This window comes from Allobosea sp. P1_A7 (assembly GCF_056406775.1).
Genome location: NZ_JBFTZN010000018.1, coordinates 90,016 through 106,302, shown reverse-complemented (window position 1 = coordinate 106,302; position 16,287 = coordinate 90,016). Strand labels below are relative to the sequence as shown.

Below are 16,287 nucleotides of genomic sequence, written 5' to 3'. Positions count from 1 at the left end.
GAGGTCGAGGCCTTCTTGTCGCGCAGCACGACCGCGACCGCCTGGTCGTAGGGATCCTCGCTCTCGGCCTGGCCCATGCCGCTCTTGTCGAAGACGGCGCCGCCATCCTCGTCATCGCTGCCGGCCTCCTCCTCGGCGGTGACCGCGTCGAGATAGTCCGGCCGGCCTTGCGTCTTCAGATGCGCCACGACCTTCTCGACCTCGGCATCCGAGACGAACGGCCCGTGCACGCGGGTGATGCGGCCGCCACCGGCCATGTAGAGCATGTCGCCCTGGCCGAGCAGCTGCTCGGCGCCCATCTCGCCGAGAATGGTGCGGCTGTCGATCTTCGAGGTGACCTGGAACGAGATGCGGGTCGGGAAATTGGCCTTGATCGTGCCGGTGATGACGTCGACCGAGGGCCGCTGGGTCGCCAGCACGACATGGATGCCGGCGGCGCGCGCCATCTGCGCCAGGCGCTGGATCGTGCCCTCGATTTCCTTGCCGGCGACCATCATCAGGTCGGCCATCTCGTCGACGATGACGACGATATAGGGCAGGGGCCCCAGATCCATCACCTCTTCTTCGTAGATCGCCTCGCCGGAATGCTTGTCGAAGCCGGTCTGCACGGTGCGYGTGATGATCTCGCCGGCAGCCAGCGCCTCGCCGACCCGGACATTGAAGCCGTCGATGTTGCGCACRCCGAGCYTCGACATCTTCTTGTAGCGCTCCTCCATCTCGCGCACCGCCCATTTCAGCGCGACCACCGCCTTCTTCGGGTCGGTGACGACGGGGGTGAGCAGATGCGGGATGCCGTCATAGACGGAGAGCTCGAGCATCTTGGGATCGACCATGATCAGCCGGCACTGYKCGGGSKTSAGCCGGTAGAGGATCGACAGGATCATGGTGTTGATCGCGACCGACTTGCCCGAGCCGGTGGTGCCGGCGACGAGCAGATGCGGCATGCGGGCAAGATCGGCGATCACCGGCTCGCCGCCGATGGTCTTGCCGAGGCARAGCGCCAGCTTGTGCTTGGTCGATTCGAAATCCTGGCTGGCGAGCAGCTCGCGCAGGAAGACGGTCTCGCGCTTGGCATTGGGCAGTTCGATGCCGATCGCGTTCTTGCCCTGGACGACGGCGACACGCGCCGAGATCGCGCTCATCGAGCGGGCGATGTCGTCGGCCAGCGAGATCACCCGCGACGACTTGATGCCCGGCGCCGGCTCAAGCTCGTACAGCGTCACGACCGGGCCGGGACAGGCCTGGACGATCTCGCCGCGTATGTTGAAATCCTCGAGCACCCCTTCGAGCAATCCCGCATTCTGCTGCAGGGTCTCGGTCGAGACCGCCGCCTCGGGCTGCGTCTTCGGCTCGGCAAGATAGCTCAGCGGCGGCAGCTCGAAGACGCCCGTCTGCATGAGGGGTGCGGGCGCAGGCAGCGCCTTGCGTCGTCTTGCCTGACGATCGACACCGGCAGGTTCGTCGGCCTCGCCATTCCGGGTTGGCTCAGGCTCGCTTTCCAGCTTGGCTGCAGGCAGAACGGCTTGCGCCACGCGGGGCTCGGCATGCGAGCGGCTTTCGCCGGACGCCTGCACACCGGGCGCGATGTCGCTCTTGGACCATGCAGCGCCTCCGAGTTGGAGGTTGACCGTATAGGTTTGCGACCAGCTCAAGGCCGGAGCGGAACTGGGAATGACGTTCAGTGCTAGGTCGCTAACCGGAAGAGCAAGGACCGCATCAGCGTCCCCGCTCTCGACTGAGGATGGAGCGTCTTCGGCATAGTCCCGGTGCAGAGGCGTCGCTGGCTCCTCCCACGGCGCCTCAGGCGCGGGGCTGGACATGCCTTCGGCAGAGATCGACCCAAGATCCCAGAACGCATGGTCCGAGATATTCGCGTAGAGCTCGAGTGCGCCATCCGCCTCGCTCTCAGCGGGAACGATCTCCATGACTTCCCGTGCGGCTACTTCCGGCGTGGCTTCTTCGAAACTCACATGGTCTTCGTCCGCAGGCGGGATCGCATCGCATGGATCGATCTCGACCTTGGCCTCAACGACCGCGTCGACGTCCACCATGGGTGTCGTCGTAGCCCCCAGCCCACCCCACACCTTCCGCAGGAGATGGTCCGGCGTCCTTGTGTAGCGCACACGACTGGGCGCCGCGTCAGGGTCCGGCGCTCGGTGCACGGGAGTGATGACCGCGGAAACGGGCAGCTGAGCGCGCAGACCGTGAGGGACCTGCCTCGCGGCCCTCTCGTCAGAGCTGCCGGGCATGGATGTCGGGCAATGATCGTCGTTTCCGTCGATACGTTGCGGATAGAGTTTCAACTTACGCATCGACAGTTACGGCTACTATTTTGGAAGGGACGGTGGTGCTGAATGCGTATCGGGGCAGGGTTAACGCCTCGTGAAACTCAAGCCGGACGGAGCGAGCCACGCAACGCCACAGCTTCCCTCACCGTCGTTAGATACGGGGCCTGCCGCAGTGATTGCCGAGGGGGCTGAGCGTCGGACGCGCCAAAGGGTCGCACTTTGAAAAACATGATTCAGCTTCATTCATGATTAACCAAGCGCGCGCTTAATCAAGATCGAACACAGTTAGGGTTTCCCAGCACTGAAGATCGGGACAGCAAGCCGACCCGCTTGCGGCTCATCGTGATGAGTCTGCGTGAGCGGGGTGGGTGTTGGCGCGCGTCGGAGGCGGGAAGAGTACCAGAGTATCCCGAGAGTACGACGCATGAGTTTTTCGTCCGGTCCGACTGCTGGCCTCGCCCCTCGTGCGCGCAATCGCCGACACAGGATCCGTTTCTCCCGAATTGCCTTCGTCGTCGCGACCCTGGGTCTGAGCGCGGCAGCCGGCTTCTGGGCACAGAAGGACGGTCAGCCGATCGTCTCTGCCGTGCGTGAGCTTGCCCCCATGCTGGAACCGATCTTGGTCGCTTCCAGCCGACGCTACGATCCGCTCCTTGATCCCGACTATTCGCTGGGGCCGGCTCCTCTCACCCTTGGCGAAAGCTCTCCCCTGGCCGCCGGCTTCCAATCCGCCGCGGCGCCCCCTGCCGACCCCGTCGAGCTGCCGGCTCCGGCCGTCGAACCGGAGATCGTTGCGCCGGTGCCGCAGCCGCAGGACGCGCCCAAGCTCGCTCAGATTACGCCGCTTCCGGTGCCGCGCCCGTCCGAGCTTCGCCTTCCCGCCGATCCGGAGGCTCCGCGCGTAGTCGAGCGCCAGACCACCCGGCGGACACGGACCGCCGCCGTCCCGCCCGCGCCGACGGCAGCAGATAACCGCTCGTTCTTCGAGAAGATCTTTGGGGTGCAGCGCTCGTCGGGGCCGGCTCTCGCCTATGCGGCGCCGGAGGACGACGTCGTCGACAGGAGCCGCGGCAGAAAGCTCAGCCCGACCTTGCCGGCTTCGGCGGGCGTCTCGGCCCAGGCGACGGCCATCTACGATATCTCGGCGCGCATGGTGTACATGCCAAATGGCGACCGGCTCGAGGCGCATTCTGGGCTCGGCGACAAGATGGACGACCCACGCTTCGCGCATGTGAGGATGCAGGGTGTCACGCCGCCGCATGTCTACGATCTGAAGGAGCGCGAGGCTCTTTTCCACGGTGTGCGGGCCATACGGCTCCACCCGGTCGGCGGCAGCGGCGCCATCCACGGACGCGCCGGCCTGTTGGCGCATACCTACCTCCTCGGACCGCGAGGGGATTCGAACGGATGCGTTTCGTTCAGGGACTACGACAAGTTCCTGCAGGCCTATCTCAGGGGTGAGGTCAAACGCCTGGTCGTCGTAGCCAGCATGTAGGCCGGACTTCGCGGCCCGCGTCCGAGGCCGCTTTTCCTCCACTGCGCAACGAATCCAATCGGTCGCTGCATTGCGCCGACCCAGGCTGGCCGCTTTTCCTGGAGCAGGGGGAAGCCTATCGGCATCAAGAACAGCGCTGGCCCTATGGGAGCATGTCCATAGGGCGCGAAGATTGAGCCGGGCAGAAGCCTCGCCGCGATAAGCTTGGCCAGCCTCTTCCCTGAAGCGAGAGCACGCCGAGGGTCAGCCCTCGGCGTCGGCCTTGGTCTTGGCCTTCGACTTCGGCGCAGCCTTGGCGGCCGTCTTGCCGGCAGCCTTCTTTGCCGGCGCTTTGGCTGGCGCCTTCGCCGCGCTTGGACGCTTCGTCTTGGCGGCTGCCTTCGCTCCGCCCTTCGCGCCTCCGGCTTCGGCCTTGGCGTTGACGAGTTCGACCGCCTGTTCGAGCGTCAGGCTCTCCTGCGTCATCGCCTTGGGCAGGGTCGCGTTGACCTTGCCCCAGTTGACATAGGGGCCGTATTTGCCGGCGCGCACGACGAGCTTGCCGCCAGCAGGATGCTCGCCGACCTCCCGTCCTGGCACCGCCGCTCCACGACCGAACCGTCCTCCGCCCGCGCCGCTCTCCTTGGCGACGATAAGGTCGATGGCGCGGTTGCCGCCGAGCGCGAGGACATCGTCGTCCTTGTCGATATTGGCGTAGGTCTTGCCGTGCTGGACGTAGGGGCCGTAGCGACCGATGCCGACCAGGATCGGCTCGCCGCTCTCCGGATGCTTCGCGACCTCCTTGGGCAGCGCAAGCAGTGCCAGCGCCTTGTCGAGATCGACGGCAGCCGCGCTCATGCCCTTGGGCAAGCTCTGGCGCTTCGGTTTCTCGCCCTCGCCGAGCTGGACATAGGGGCCGAAACGACCGTCACGCAGCGTCACATCCTGATCCGTGACCGGATCCTTGCCAAGGACCCGCACGCCGGGCGCGCCCTGGCCACCCTCGGCCGTGGCCTCGCCGTCATTGGCCGGAACGGTCAGCGGCCGGGTGTAGCGGCATTCCGGGTAGTTCGAGCAGCCGACGAAAGCGCCGAACTTGCCAAGCTTCAGCGAGAGCTGACCGGTGCCGCAGGTCGGGCAGGTGCGCGGATCGCCGCCATCGCCGCGCGCTGGGAAGATATGTTCTCCCAGCACACCGTTCAGCGCTTCCAGCACCTCGGTGACGCGCAGGTCCTTGGTGCCGGCGATGGCCTGGGTAAACTCTTCCCAGAACTCGCGCAGCAGCGCCTTCCAGTCGATCTCGGCATTTGAGACACGGTCGAGCTTCTCTTCCAGGCTCGCCGTGAAGTCGAACTCGACATAGCGTCCGAAGAAGCTCTCGAGGAAAGCGGTGACCAGCATGCCCTTGTCCTCGGGCACCAGCCGCTTCTTCTCGATGCGGACATATTCGCGGTCGCGCAGCGTGGCCAGCGTCGCGGCATAGGTCGAGGGCCGGCCGATGCCGAGCTCTTCCATGCGCTTGACCAGGCTCGCCTCGGAGAAGCGCGGCGGCGGCTCGGTGAAGTGCTGATCGGCGGCGATGGCGCGCTTTTCCAGCCCGTCACCCGCCTTCATCGGCGGCAGCTTCTTGCTGTCCTCATCCTCTTCGTCGTCGCGGCTCTCCTGATAGAGCGTCAGGAAGCCGTCGAAGAGCACGACCTGACCGGTGGCACGCAGCTCCAGATGACGCGAGCCGACCTTGGCGGCGACGTCCACCGTCGTGCGCTCCAGCGAGGCCGATTCCATCTGGCTCGCGATGGTGCGCTTCCAGATCAACTCGTAGAGTTTGGCCTGTTCGGGCTCGAGATGGCGCACGACCATCGCTGGCAGCCGGCCGAGATCGGTCGGGCGGATGGCCTCGTGGGCTTCCTGCGCGTTCTTGGCCTTGACCGTGTATTTGCGGGGCGCGCTCGGCACATAGGCCGCACCGAACTCCTTGCCGATGACGCTGCGGGCAGCCGTGATGGCACTGCCGTCCATGTCGACGCCATCGGTTCGCATATAGGTGATGAGACCGACGGTCTCGCCGCCGATGTCGACGCCTTCATAGAGCCGCTGCGCAACCTGCATGGTGCGGGCGGGTGCCATGCCAAGCTTGCGCGAGGCTTCCTGCTGCAGCGTCGAAGTCTGGAAGGGCGGGTAGGGGTGGCGCTTGACCGGCTTGGCCTCGACCTGCGCCACGTTGAAGAGAGCTGTCTCCAGCGCCGCCTTGAAGGCTTCGGCCTCCGCCCCGGTGCCGATGTCGAGCCGGGTGATCTTCTTGCCGTCGGCTCCGACCAGGCGAGCCTCGAAGGTCGCGCCGGTATCGGTCGCGAGCGTCGCAACCAGCGACCAGTATTCCCGGGCCCTGAAGGCTTCGATTTCGCGTTCGCGCTCGCAGACGAGGCGCAGGGCCACCGACTGGACGCGCCCGGCCGAGCGGGCACCGGGCAGCTTGCGCCAAAGCACCGGAGACAGGGTGAAGCCGACGAGATAGTCCAGCGCGCGGCGCGCCAGATAGGCGTCGACCAAGGCCTGATCGATCTGGCGCGGGTTGGCGAGGGCCTTCTGCACCGCATCCTTGGTCACGGCGTTGAAGGTGACGCGCTCGACCGGAATGCCCTTGATGGCGCGCTTCTGGTTAAGCGCTTCCAGCACGTGCCAGGAAATCGCCTCGCCCTCGCGATCCGGGTCGGTTGCGAGAATGATCTTCTCGGCACCCTTGGCCGCCTTGGCGATCTCCGCGACCTGCTTGGCGCCGCGCCCCTCGATTTCCCAGAGCATCTTGAAGTCGTCTTCGGGATCAACCGAGCCGTCCTTCGCGGGCAAGTCGCGAATATGCCCGAACGAGGCGATGACCTCGTAATCGGAGCCCAGGTACTTGTTGATCGTCTTGGCCTTGGCCGGCGACTCGACGACGAGGAGCTTCATGGCAGCTAAAGTCTCATGACAAAGGGGCAGGGCCAGCACGCATCGTGCCGGTCCGGCCTGGCTTGGCGCTGGGCGCCCGGGGTCAGGTTCGGAATTGCGCGCGAAAGTGGTTCAGCACGACAGCGCTGTCAAATAGGGATTGCTGCGCGAATGCAACAGTGGCGCGGCGATCAACTGTCGCTTTCCGGCCGTTCCCCGCGCGGTCGCTCCGGCCCGCCCTTGGACGAAGCGCTGGACAATGGCCATCTCGCCGCTTGCGCCGTCTTGAGTCTGTGCCTAAACAACCACCTTCAAATGACATCGCCAGCCCCGACCTATCCGCACCGCCACCTCCTCGGCATCGAGGGCCTGTCGCATCTGGATATCGAGGCTCTCCTCGATCGCGCCGAGGACTATGTCGCGCTTTCGCGACAGGTCGAGAAGAAGACGGCGACCCTGCGCGGCCGCACCCAGATCAATCTCTTCTTCGAGCCATCGACGCGCACGCAGGCCTCCTTCGAGCTTGCCGGCAAGCGCCTCGGCGCCGACGTGATGAACATGTCGGTAGCATCCTCTTCGGTGAAGAAGGGCGAGACGCTGATCGACACGGCCGCCACCCTGAACGCGATGCGCCCCGATATTCTGGTGGTGCGCCATCACGCCGCCGGTGCGGTCAACCTGCTCGCCCGCAAGGTCGACTGCTCTGTCGTCAATGCCGGCGACGGTGCGCATGAACACCCGACCCAGGCCCTGCTCGATGCGCTGACGATCCGCCGCAACAAGGGCCGGATCGCCGGGCTGACCGTCGCGATCTGCGGCGACATCGTGCATTCGCGGGTCGCCCGCTCCAACATCATCCTGCTCAATGCGCTTGGCGCAAAGGTCCGCCTGATCGCCCCCTCGACCCTGCTTCCGGTTGGCATCGAGCGTATGGGCGTCTCCGTCTTCACCGACATGAAGAAGGGACTGGAAGGGGCTGATATCGTGATGATGCTGCGTCTCCAGCTCGAGCGCATGCACGGCGCCTTCGTGCCGTCGCCGAAGGAGTATTTCCGCTATTTCGGCCTTGACCGCGACAAGCTCGCGCTGGCCAGCCCGGACGCGCTCGTAATGCATCCCGGCCCGATGAATCGCGGCGTCGAGATTTCCTCGGAAGTCGCTGACGGCGCTCAGTCCTTGATTCGCGAGCAGGTCGAGATGGGGGTCGCCGTCCGCATGGCGGTTCTGGATGCGCTGGCCCAGCATCTGCCCAATGGCTGAGCGCGGCCGAGCCATTCCCCGGCCGGTTGGAACACAACACTGAAGGCGAGACCGAGCGAGATCATGTCCGAAATGCGCGAGCTTGCGATCGTCAACGCCCAACTGGTCGATCCTGCATCGGGCCGGCAGGGGCCGGGTGCGCTTCTGCTGCGCGATGGTGCGATTGCGGAGATCGCCTGGGGCGCCGCTCCGGCGACGGGCGAGGGCGTGCAGCGGGTCGATGCGGGCGGCCTAATCCTCGCGCCAGGGCTGGTCGATCTGCGCGCCTTTCTCGGTGAACCGGGAGCGGAGTTCCGCGAAACGCTCGGCACGGGCTCGCAGGCCGCCGCGGCCGGCGGGGTCACCACGGTCGTCTGCAGGCCGGATACCGATCCGCCGATCGACGATCCCGCCATTATCGATTTCATCAAGCGCCGTGCCCGCGACAAGGCGGTCGTCAACGTGCTGCCGGCTGCTGCCCTGACCAAGGGGATCGAGGGCCGGGAGATCACCGAGTTCGGCCTGCTGCTCGAAGCAGGCGCAGTCGCCTTCACCGATGGCTCCCGGGCCGTGCGCAATCCGCAGGTCATGCGCCGCGCCATGATCTACGGCCGCGATTTCGATGCGCTGCTGATGAACCATCTCGAGGATCCGGACCTGCGCGGCGCCGGCGTGATGAACGAGGGTGAGTTCGCCAGCCGCAAGGGCCTGCCGGGCATTCCGATCGAAGCCGAGACCGTCATGCTGGAGCGGGATATCCGCCTGGCGCGGGCGACCGGCGCGCGCTACCACGCCGCGATGATCTCCTGCGCCGAATCCGTCGAACTCGTGCGCCGGGCCAAGGCCGATGGCGTGCGGATCACGTGCGGCGTCTCGATCAACAATCTGACGCTGAACGAGAACGACGTCGGCGACTACCGCACCTTCTGCAAGGTCTCGCCGCCACTGCGCCATGAGGACGAGCGGCTCGCCATGGTGGCCGCGCTGGCCGAGGGCGTGATCGATGTCGTCGTCTCCGACCATGACCCGCAGGATGTCGAGACCAAGCGCCAGCCCTTCGCCGAGGCCGCCAATGGCGCGCTCGGCATCGAGACGATGCTGTCGGCAGCGCTGCGCATGGTCCATGCAGGGCAGACCGATCTGCCGACACTGCTGGCGGCGCTTTCGACGCGCCCGGCCGCTCTGCTTGGATTGTCGTGCGGGCGCCTCTCGGTCGGAGCTCCGGCCGATCTGATCCTGCTCGATCCCGACGCGCCCTATGTCGTCGACAAGCGCAAGCTGAAATCGCGGGCCAAGAATTCGCCCTTCGACGAGGCGCGGCTCGATGGGTTGGTACGCACAACCTTCGTTGCCGGACGAGTGGTCTACGAGGCGGACGCAGTCTAAGCTCTTGCGGCGATGGCCTGGGGAAGCGGGGGCGGAATGCCTGAGATGATGAGTTTGGGCCTGCCCGGGTCTTCGGCACTGGCTGCCGTGGCCATCGGTTATCTGCTGGGCTCGATCCCTTTCGGTGTCGTTTTGACGCGCCTCAGCGGCGGACCTGATCTTCGCAGCATCGGCTCGGGCAATATCGGCGCCACCAATGTCCTGCGCACCGGCAACAAGAAGCTGGCGGCGCTGACCCTGGTGGGCGACATGCTCAAGGGCACGGCGGCCGTGCTCGTCGGGCTCTATCTGATCGGCGGCCGGGATGCTGCGCTCCTCGCCGGGCTCGGTGCCTTCCTCGGGCATCTCTTCCCGGTCTGGCTGCGCTTCAAGGGCGGCAAGGGCGTCGCCACCTATCTCGGCATTCTGATCGGGTTGAAATGGCCGATCGCGGTGACCTTCGCGGCAATCTGGCTTAGCGTCGCCTATCTCAGCCGCTATTCATCGCTTGCTGCGCTGCTCGCCAGCCTGCTGACGCCGCTGCTGCTCTGGTTCTGGGCGAACGAGCCGCGCATGGCCGTGCTGATGGCCGTTCTGACTGTGCTGCTCTGGTTCATGCATCGCGAGAACATTGCCAGGCTGCTGGACCGCAGCGAGGGCAAGATCGGCCAGAAGGGCTGATCAGGGATGGCTGGCATCGCACTCACCGATCGCCAGCGTCTCGACTGGCTCCGGCTCATCCGCAGCGAAAGCATCGGCCCACGCACCTTCCGCGCTCTGATGAATCGGTTTGGCGGTGCCGCGGCTCGATGCGCTGCCAGAACTGGCACGGACCTCGGGCCGCAGCATCCGGATTTGCTCCGTTGCCGAGGCCGAACGCGAGATCGAAGCGCTGCGCCGGTGTGGCGGCCGACTGATCGCCCTCGGAGAGCCCGACTATCCGCGGCCGCTGCAGGCGATCGATTCCGCGCCGCCGCTCTTGCTCGTGCTTGGTCGCGGCGAGGTCCTGCTGCGCCCCTGCGTCGCGTTGGTCGGCTCGCGTAACGCCTCGGCGGCCGGCCTCAAATTCACCGCCAGGCTGGCGCAGGATCTCGGCGAGGCCGGTTTCGTCGTGGTGTCGGGGTTGGCGCGCGGCATCGATACCGCTGCCCATGGCGCGAGCCTGGGCACCGGCACGGTCGCCGTACTGGCAGGTGGGCTCGACGAAATCTATCCGCCCCAGAACGCTCAATTGTTCGAGCGACTGATCATGTCGGGAGCGGCGATCAGCGAAATGCCGATGGGGTGGGCCCCGCGCGGACGCGACTTTCCGCGGCGCAACCGCCTAGTTTCCGGGCTTGCGCTCGGCACTGTCGTCGTCGAGGCGGCACGCAAGTCTGGGTCGTTGATCACCGCCCGCTTCGCCAATGAACAGGGGCGCCAGGTCTTTGCCGTACCGGGCTCGCCGCTCGATCCGCGCGCCGAGGGCGGCAATCACCTGATCCGTGAAGGCGCGACGCTATGCGCAGAGGCCGCGCATGTCATCGAGGCGCTCGCACCGTTGCTGGGCCATGGCGGCGCCCTGCCGACAGGCCTCGCACAACCACGCGCGGGCTATGATCCGGAATCAGAATACCTCTGGGACGAACTCGATCTGCCGGAAATCTCCCCGGCGCCGAGGACGGTTCTGCCCCCTGCCATCGCCGGCTCCGATCTCGAACCACCGTCGGAAGCGGTAGGCGAAGCGGAAGGAGAAGGGGGAGGCGATGAGATCCGCGCGCGCGTCCTGGCCCTGCTTGGAGCAGCTCCCGTTTCCCTGGACGACCTGATCCGGGCCAGCGGCCGCTCCGCCCGCGATGTCGGCCGGCTGCTGATCGAGCTGGAACTCGACGGCACGATTCTGCGCCATCCCGGCGGCGCGCTTTCGCGCGTCATGCCCTGAGCGCGTCGGGACGGCCCGCCCGGCCATCAAACCTCGCGGAATCGGCCGTCAGTCGGAGGGCTTCCTTCCGTCGGAGAACGTCTTCAGTCGGATGGCTTGCCGAGCGTTCCGTGGCTCTCGATCTGGATCGTGGCCTCGATCCGGGCCATGTCGAGGAAGTAGACCAGCGTTTCGAGCTTGGCCGCCCGGGCCATCATGCGCAATTCCACACAAATGCTCTCGATGTACTCGGCAACTCCGAGTTGCTGGGCGGCGGAGCTCTCCAGGCTCACGGGAGTGGTCGAGAACGAAGCGGCCTCGAATGGCGTATGGGGAGGATTTCTGGTCTTGCGGCCTGGCCTCGGCCCTCGCGCAGTCATGGCAGCTTGCCCTTGAACGATGCGGCGCTGCGGTCGTGCAGCGACGCGATCTCAATGCGTAGAATGACCTAACGGAATAACGAATTCAATTTCTGCGTGCATCGGCAGGCGGGTCTGACGCGCGTCTGGAATCATCCCAGAAGCAGGACCGCCACCGGCAATGTCACGAGCGCCAGAAGGGTCTGCATCGTGGTGATCTCGGCCATCAACGGGGCGTCGCCACCCATGTCGCGCGCGAGGAAATAGGCCGCGGTAGCCGTCGGCACCGCAGCCGCGACCACCGTGATCGTCAGTGCGGTGCCGGTGACGCCGAACTGCCGCGCCAATATCCAGGCGACGAGCGGCATCACGACGAGCTTGAGCCCGATGGCAAGGCCATGGGCTAGTCGCGGTTGCTTCAAGCGATGGATCTCGAGCCCGGCGCCGACCACGAGCAGCCCGACACCCAGCGCCGCCCGGCCGAGGATATCGACATAGGTCGTGAGGGCCGCGGGCAGCATCCATTGCATCTGGTTGAGCAGAAGTCCGACGGCAGACGACCAGATGAAGGGATTCACTGCGATCGAGCGCGCCGTCTCTGCCGCGCTCATCGGGCGCCCGACGGCAAAGCGCGCCAAGACGAGGACGCAGAGCACGTTCAGCAGCGGGATCATCGAGGCCACCGCGATCGCCATCAACGTTGCCCCCTCACGGCCGTGCAGCCCGGCCGCCAGGGCCAGCGCGACGAAGGTGTTCCAGCGCACCGAGCCCTGCAGGACCGAGGTGAAGGCCGGGCCGTTGATTCCGACACGCGAAAGCAGGGGGCGAACGATCAGGAGGACGGTCGATACGCCGAGAATCGCGGTGACCAGGGTCAGCCCCATCGCCAGCACCGGCAACTGGCTCAGATCCGCGACGGCCAGGGTGTGAATGACGACTGCCGGGAACAGCACCTGATAGGTCAGCCGTTCGACCCCGGCCCAGTGGCTGGGGGAGACGAAACCGCGAGCCTTCAGGGCCCAGCCGGTCGCGAGCACCAGGAAGATCGCCACCAGGCTGTTGATGATCGGATTCATATCGGGACCTGGCTGCGACGGCCTTTGGCGCCGGCAGCGCGAATCCGAGCGCCGGAACAATCTGCCAAAGCTGACGTTGATGGACGGGAAACTGTCATCGGAGGCGTTTCGTAACCCCTCTCACGACAGCCGGCCCCGAACAAGCGCGCGTCCCGCGCAGTCCGAGTTGCATCCGCCGCAATCCCGCCGTGATTGGTTCAGGCCGCATTCAAGCATGATGCCTGATCATGCGATCCAGGTTCAGGCGCGTGAATCGCAGGAGATATGACCCGTGTCTTCTCTCAGGAAATCCGCCATCGTGGCTTTGGCCACCGTCTCGGTCTCGGCCGCTGGATTCGTCCTGCCGGCGGCGGCCAGCGAGCCCCGCGCCGGCGTTGACGCAAGCCGCCTCGACAAGGCCGGCGCCGGATACAGCTACTATCGTGGACGGGGCTGGGGCTGTTGCAACCGTAACGTTGCCATCGCAGGCGCCGTTGGTGTTGGTCTTCTCGGCGCGGCTGCCATCGCAGCCAACCGGCCGGCCTATTCCGGGACCTACTACTACGATGATGGCTACGCCTACGGGGGATACGGCTRCCAGCCGAGCTACTATCAGCCGAGTTACGGCTACCAGCCCGCCTATGTCTATGAGGAGCCCGTGGTTGTCTATCAGCGCCCGCGCTACCATGGCGAGTACTACGGCCCCGGTAACTATTATTCAGAGCGTGGCCCCTATGGTGGTTCCCGTAACGGAACCACCGATCCGGCGCGCGGCGGCAACTGATCGTCGGCCCGGGATTTGAGTTTTGAGGCGGACCGGCTTTGTGCGCGGTCATGGAGGACGAGAATGAGCGTTTACAGCAAGGCCCTGCTGGTCGGCCTTGGACTTGCGGCGTCGGCAGTGCTGTGGGCGGCTCCCGCCTCGGCGCAGTACTATGGCGGCAGTAACCGCGATCCTTATTACGAGCCCGGCCCGCGTTACGGGCGTGGCCCTGATCGCGGGTATGACCGCGGCTACGATCGCGGCCCACGCTATGACGACCGGCGCGGCCCACGCTACGACGACCGGCGCGGCTCCTATGATGGCGGCGGCTATGATCGCGGGCCGCGCAACAACAATCCGATGGCAGGCATGAGCCTCGAGGATCAGAAGCGCGCGATCAAGAACCACCGAGAGGCGCAAAAGAAGGCGATCAAGCGCGGCTACGTCATTCCGTAACCCGCCGCCCGGCAATGTCAGGATAGAGGCGCCGTCGCGGGAAACCGTGGCGGCGTTCGCATGTCAGGCCTCGTCGGTGTCCGGGGGCTCCATGCGCATCAGGCGATCGAGCGCACCCTGCAGGATGTAGGCCGCAGCCATCTTGTCGACCACCTCGGCGCGCTTGGCTCTGGAGGCGTCCGCCGAGAGCAAGGTGCGCGTCACGGCCAGCGTCGACATGCGCTCATCCCAGAATGCGATCGGCAAGGCGGTGAGGGGGGCGAGGTTGCGGACGAAGGCCCGTGTCGACTGGACGCGCGGCCCTTCCGTGCCATCCATGTTGAGCGGCAGGCCGATGACCAGCCCTGCGACGTCGAATTTCGTGGCGATCTTCAGCAGGGCTGCTGCGTCGAGCCCGAATTTGACCCGCTTGATCGTCTCCAGCGGCGTTGCGATCTGGCGCTCCACATCGGACAGCGCGAGGCCGATCGTCTTGGTGCCGAGGTCGAGGCCGAGCAGCCGCGCGTGATCGGGCAGATTCAGGAAGGTTTCGAGAGGAACCAGATTGGCTGACATCAGGGCCGGGTAGCACGCGCCGCCCGTACTGGCGAGCGGCGCGTGGGGGATGGCGTCTAGTTCACGTTCTGCGGGGTCACGCCGGCGGCCTTGAGTGAGGTCGCCCATTTGCTGATCTCGCTGCCAAAGCGCTTGGCATGGGCGTCGCGGCTCCATTCAGCTTCAGGAAAGGCGCTGGTGCCGACCGATTTGAAGCGCTCCAGGACGACGGGGTCCTTGAGAGCGGCCTTCAGCGCGCCGTTCAGCTTGTCGAGCGCCGCTGCCGGAGTTGCCTTCGGCGCGTAGAGCCCGTGCCAGATCGTCATCTCCAGATCGGTGCCGGCCTCGCGCGCGGTCGGCGTGTTCGGCAGCACGCCGAGGCGCTCGGTCGAGGTCACCGCATAGGCACGGACCTTGTCGCCCTGGACCTGCGGCACCGCGGTGGTCGACTGGTCGCAGAGCACGTCGACCTGCCCGGCGACGAGATCGTTCATCGCAGGACCTGTGCCGCGATAGGCAACCTGTGTGAACTTCGCGCCGAGCGCCTGCGAGAGCAGGACCGCGCAGAGATGGGCGTTCGAGCCGATCCCGGCATGGGCGATGGTCAGCTTGTCGGCCTGCAGCTTGGCGAAGGGGAAGAACGCCTTGGCGTCCACCGGCGGCAATGCGAGCTTGCCGGCCACGACCATRGGCCCGGTATTCACCAGCCCGACGGGCGCGAAAGCGGTCTGCGTGTCGTATCCGAGATTGTTGTAGAGCGAAGGCGCGGCCGCGAGCGCGAGATGGTGGATCAGCAGAGTGTGGCCGTCGGCGTCGGATGCGGCGAGGCGCTTGGCGCCGGCCGTGCCGCCGGCACCGGCGATGTTCTCGACCACCACCTGCTGGCCGAGCGTGCGACCCATATGGTCGGCAAGCAACCGCGCGATCACGTCGCTCGGTCCGCCCGCCGCAAAGGGCACGATCAATGTCAGTGGCTTGGTTGGAAATCCCTGCGCCGCCGCGGGCGAGGCAAGTCCTAGCGCCAGCAACCCCGCGAGTGCGAGGCGTCTCGTCGTCTTGGCAATCATTCATTTCCTCCGGTCGTGACGAACCGCTCTCCGGCGGCTTGGTATGGAACGGGTATGCCGCCCGCGCCTCAGCGCAGGTCGGAAAGGTAATGAGCCTCCTCGGTCAGACAGAGGCTGAGGCGTCGTTCGACGGGCATGCCGTCAAGCGCCAGAGCCACGCGGTCGATCTGCAAGGCGGGCCGGCCGGCTTCGACACCGAGCGCAGCTGCATCCACCGGGGACAGGGCGACGGCCTTCAGCTTCTCACGCGCATGCGCGATCGTCACGCCGTAGCGCGCCGCGAACAGGCTGTAGAGATTGTTGGGCACCGGTCCATGCTCCAGCCCCGGGAACAGATGTTGCGGCAGGGTCAGCGTCTCGACGATCAGCGGCGCCGCATCGAGCGAGCGCATCCGGCGGATGCGAATGACCGGCGCCTTGTCGTCGAGATCCAGCGCAGCTTGCTCGGCTGCGTCAGCCAGTCCGGTCGCGATGCTCAGCACGGCGCTGTCGGGAAAGCGCCGCTCGCCATGGTCGGGCACCAGCTTGAAGAACTGGAACAGGATGCGGCGCTCGTCGTGCTCGGCCACGAAGGTGCCGCGCCCCTGTCGGCGAACGACGAGATTTTCGGAAGCCAGTTCGTCCAGCGCCTTGCGCACCGTGCCCTGGCTGACGCCGATCTCGGCAGCGAGTTGCCCTTCGCTCGGCAGACCTTCGCCCGGCGCCCAGACGCCATCGACGAGCCGGCGAACGAGGATCGCCTTCACCTGGCGATAGAGCGGCCGAAAGCCCAGCGGCTCAGCCGTGTCGACCGCGCCGCGCCGCTCTGCATTTTCGAGCTTGTGCACACTCATATGTCTTATATAAGACTTCACCGAGC

The 16,287-nt window shown here is 66.1% G+C and carries 12 protein-coding genes and 2 pseudogenes; 7 read left to right on the top strand and 7 right to left on the bottom strand.

The window, feature by feature from the left end; translation table 11 throughout:
• A pseudogene (locus AC1D34_RS05200) lies at positions 1-1,382 on the bottom strand (DNA translocase FtsK); the annotation flags it as partial.
• Between the two features lie 1,330 nt (positions 1,383-2,712).
• On the opposite strand from AC1D34_RS05200, the gene AC1D34_RS05195 reads away from it, so the two are divergent.
• Positions 2,713-3,783, top strand: coding sequence for a DUF2778 domain-containing protein (locus tag AC1D34_RS05195; RefSeq protein WP_441507622.1), 1,071 nt, complete (start codon positions 2,713-2,715; stop codon positions 3,781-3,783).
• Positions 3,784-4,026: 243 nt separating this feature from the next.
• Here AC1D34_RS05195 and topA read toward each other — a convergent pair whose 3' ends face one another.
• Positions 4,027-6,711, bottom strand: coding sequence for a type I DNA topoisomerase (topA, locus tag AC1D34_RS05190; protein WP_441507623.1), 2,685 nt, complete (start codon positions 6,709-6,711; stop codon positions 4,027-4,029).
• 294 nt (positions 6,712-7,005) lie between these two features.
• Here topA and AC1D34_RS05185 point away from each other — a divergent pair, with 294 nt between their 5' ends.
• From AC1D34_RS05185 to dprA, 4 genes and pseudogenes are all read left to right on the top strand, one after another.
• Positions 7,006-7,950, top strand: a complete 945-nt coding sequence (locus AC1D34_RS05185) for an aspartate carbamoyltransferase catalytic subunit (RefSeq protein WP_069880943.1) — start codon at positions 7,006-7,008, stop codon at positions 7,948-7,950.
• A 72-nt stretch (positions 7,951-8,022) separates the two neighbouring features.
• Positions 8,023-9,315, top strand: a complete 1,293-nt coding sequence (gene pyrC, locus AC1D34_RS05180) for a dihydroorotase (RefSeq protein WP_441507668.1) — start codon at positions 8,023-8,025, stop codon at positions 9,313-9,315.
• Between the two features lie 48 nt (positions 9,316-9,363).
• On the top strand, positions 9,364-9,975 hold the full coding sequence (plsY, locus tag AC1D34_RS05175) for a glycerol-3-phosphate 1-O-acyltransferase PlsY (RefSeq protein ID WP_441507669.1): 612 nt from the start codon (positions 9,364-9,366) through the stop codon (positions 9,973-9,975).
• Positions 9,976-9,990: 15 nt separating this feature from the next.
• Positions 9,991-11,215 (top strand): annotated as a pseudogene (gene dprA / locus AC1D34_RS05170) (DNA-processing protein DprA).
• Between the two features lie 83 nt (positions 11,216-11,298).
• Here the strand turns inward: dprA and AC1D34_RS05165 are convergent.
• Both AC1D34_RS05165 and AC1D34_RS05160 read right to left on the bottom strand, forming a co-directional pair.
• A complete protein-coding gene (locus AC1D34_RS05165; RefSeq protein WP_441491571.1) occupies positions 11,299-11,487 on the bottom strand; it encodes a hypothetical protein in 189 nt (62 codons plus the stop codon).
• Positions 11,488-11,705: 218 nt separating this feature from the next.
• Positions 11,706-12,629: an AEC family transporter gene (locus tag AC1D34_RS05160; RefSeq protein ID WP_441507625.1), complete on the bottom strand. Its 924-nt coding sequence runs from the start codon at positions 12,627-12,629 to the stop codon at positions 11,706-11,708.
• A 271-nt stretch (positions 12,630-12,900) separates the two neighbouring features.
• Here AC1D34_RS05160 and AC1D34_RS05155 point away from each other — a divergent pair, with 271 nt between their 5' ends.
• Together AC1D34_RS05155 and AC1D34_RS05150 are read left to right on the top strand one after the other, a co-directional pair.
• Positions 12,901-13,392: a hypothetical protein gene (locus AC1D34_RS05155; RefSeq protein WP_476823654.1), complete on the top strand. Its 492-nt coding sequence runs from the start codon at positions 12,901-12,903 to the stop codon at positions 13,390-13,392.
• Between the two features lie 63 nt (positions 13,393-13,455).
• Positions 13,456-13,827, top strand: coding sequence for a hypothetical protein (locus AC1D34_RS05150; protein ID WP_441491574.1), 372 nt, complete (start codon positions 13,456-13,458; stop codon positions 13,825-13,827).
• Positions 13,828-13,890: 63 nt separating this feature from the next.
• Here AC1D34_RS05150 and ruvX read toward each other — a convergent pair whose 3' ends face one another.
• The 3 genes from ruvX to AC1D34_RS05135 form a co-directional block, all read right to left on the bottom strand.
• A complete protein-coding gene (gene ruvX, locus AC1D34_RS05145) occupies positions 13,891-14,382 on the bottom strand; it encodes a Holliday junction resolvase RuvX (RefSeq protein WP_476823653.1) in 492 nt (163 codons plus the stop codon).
• 56 nt (positions 14,383-14,438) lie between these two features.
• A complete protein-coding gene (locus tag AC1D34_RS05140) occupies positions 14,439-15,428 on the bottom strand; it encodes a tripartite tricarboxylate transporter substrate-binding protein (RefSeq protein WP_441491576.1) in 990 nt (329 codons plus the stop codon).
• A 68-nt stretch (positions 15,429-15,496) separates the two neighbouring features.
• Positions 15,497-16,261, bottom strand: a complete 765-nt coding sequence (locus tag AC1D34_RS05135; protein WP_476769745.1) for a GntR family transcriptional regulator — start codon at positions 16,259-16,261, stop codon at positions 15,497-15,499.
• Between the last annotated feature and the right edge of the window lie 26 nt (positions 16,262-16,287).

Coding starts and splice junctions, on each gene's coding strand:
- topA (WP_441507623.1), bottom strand. CDS start 6,711: ATGAAGCTCCTCGTCGTCGAGTCGCCGGCCAAGGCCAAGACGATCAAC.
- ruvX (WP_476823653.1), bottom strand. CDS start 14,382: ATGTCAGCCAATCTGGTTCCTCTCGAAACCTTCCTGAATCTGCCCGAT.
- AC1D34_RS05195 (WP_441507622.1), top strand. CDS start 2,713: ATGAGTTTTTCGTCCGGTCCGACTGCTGGCCTCGCCCCTCGTGCGCGC.
- AC1D34_RS05160 (WP_441507625.1), bottom strand. CDS start 12,629: ATGAATCCGATCATCAACAGCCTGGTGGCGATCTTCCTGGTGCTCGCG.
- AC1D34_RS05135 (WP_476769745.1), bottom strand. CDS start 16,261: ATGAGTGTGCACAAGCTCGAAAATGCAGAGCGGCGCGGCGCGGTCGAC.
- AC1D34_RS05185 (WP_069880943.1), top strand. CDS start 7,006: ATGACATCGCCAGCCCCGACCTATCCGCACCGCCACCTCCTCGGCATC.
- pyrC (WP_441507668.1), top strand. CDS start 8,023: ATGCGCGAGCTTGCGATCGTCAACGCCCAACTGGTCGATCCTGCATCG.
- plsY (WP_441507669.1), top strand. CDS start 9,364: ATGAGTTTGGGCCTGCCCGGGTCTTCGGCACTGGCTGCCGTGGCCATC.
- AC1D34_RS05150 (WP_441491574.1), top strand. CDS start 13,456: ATGAGCGTTTACAGCAAGGCCCTGCTGGTCGGCCTTGGACTTGCGGCG.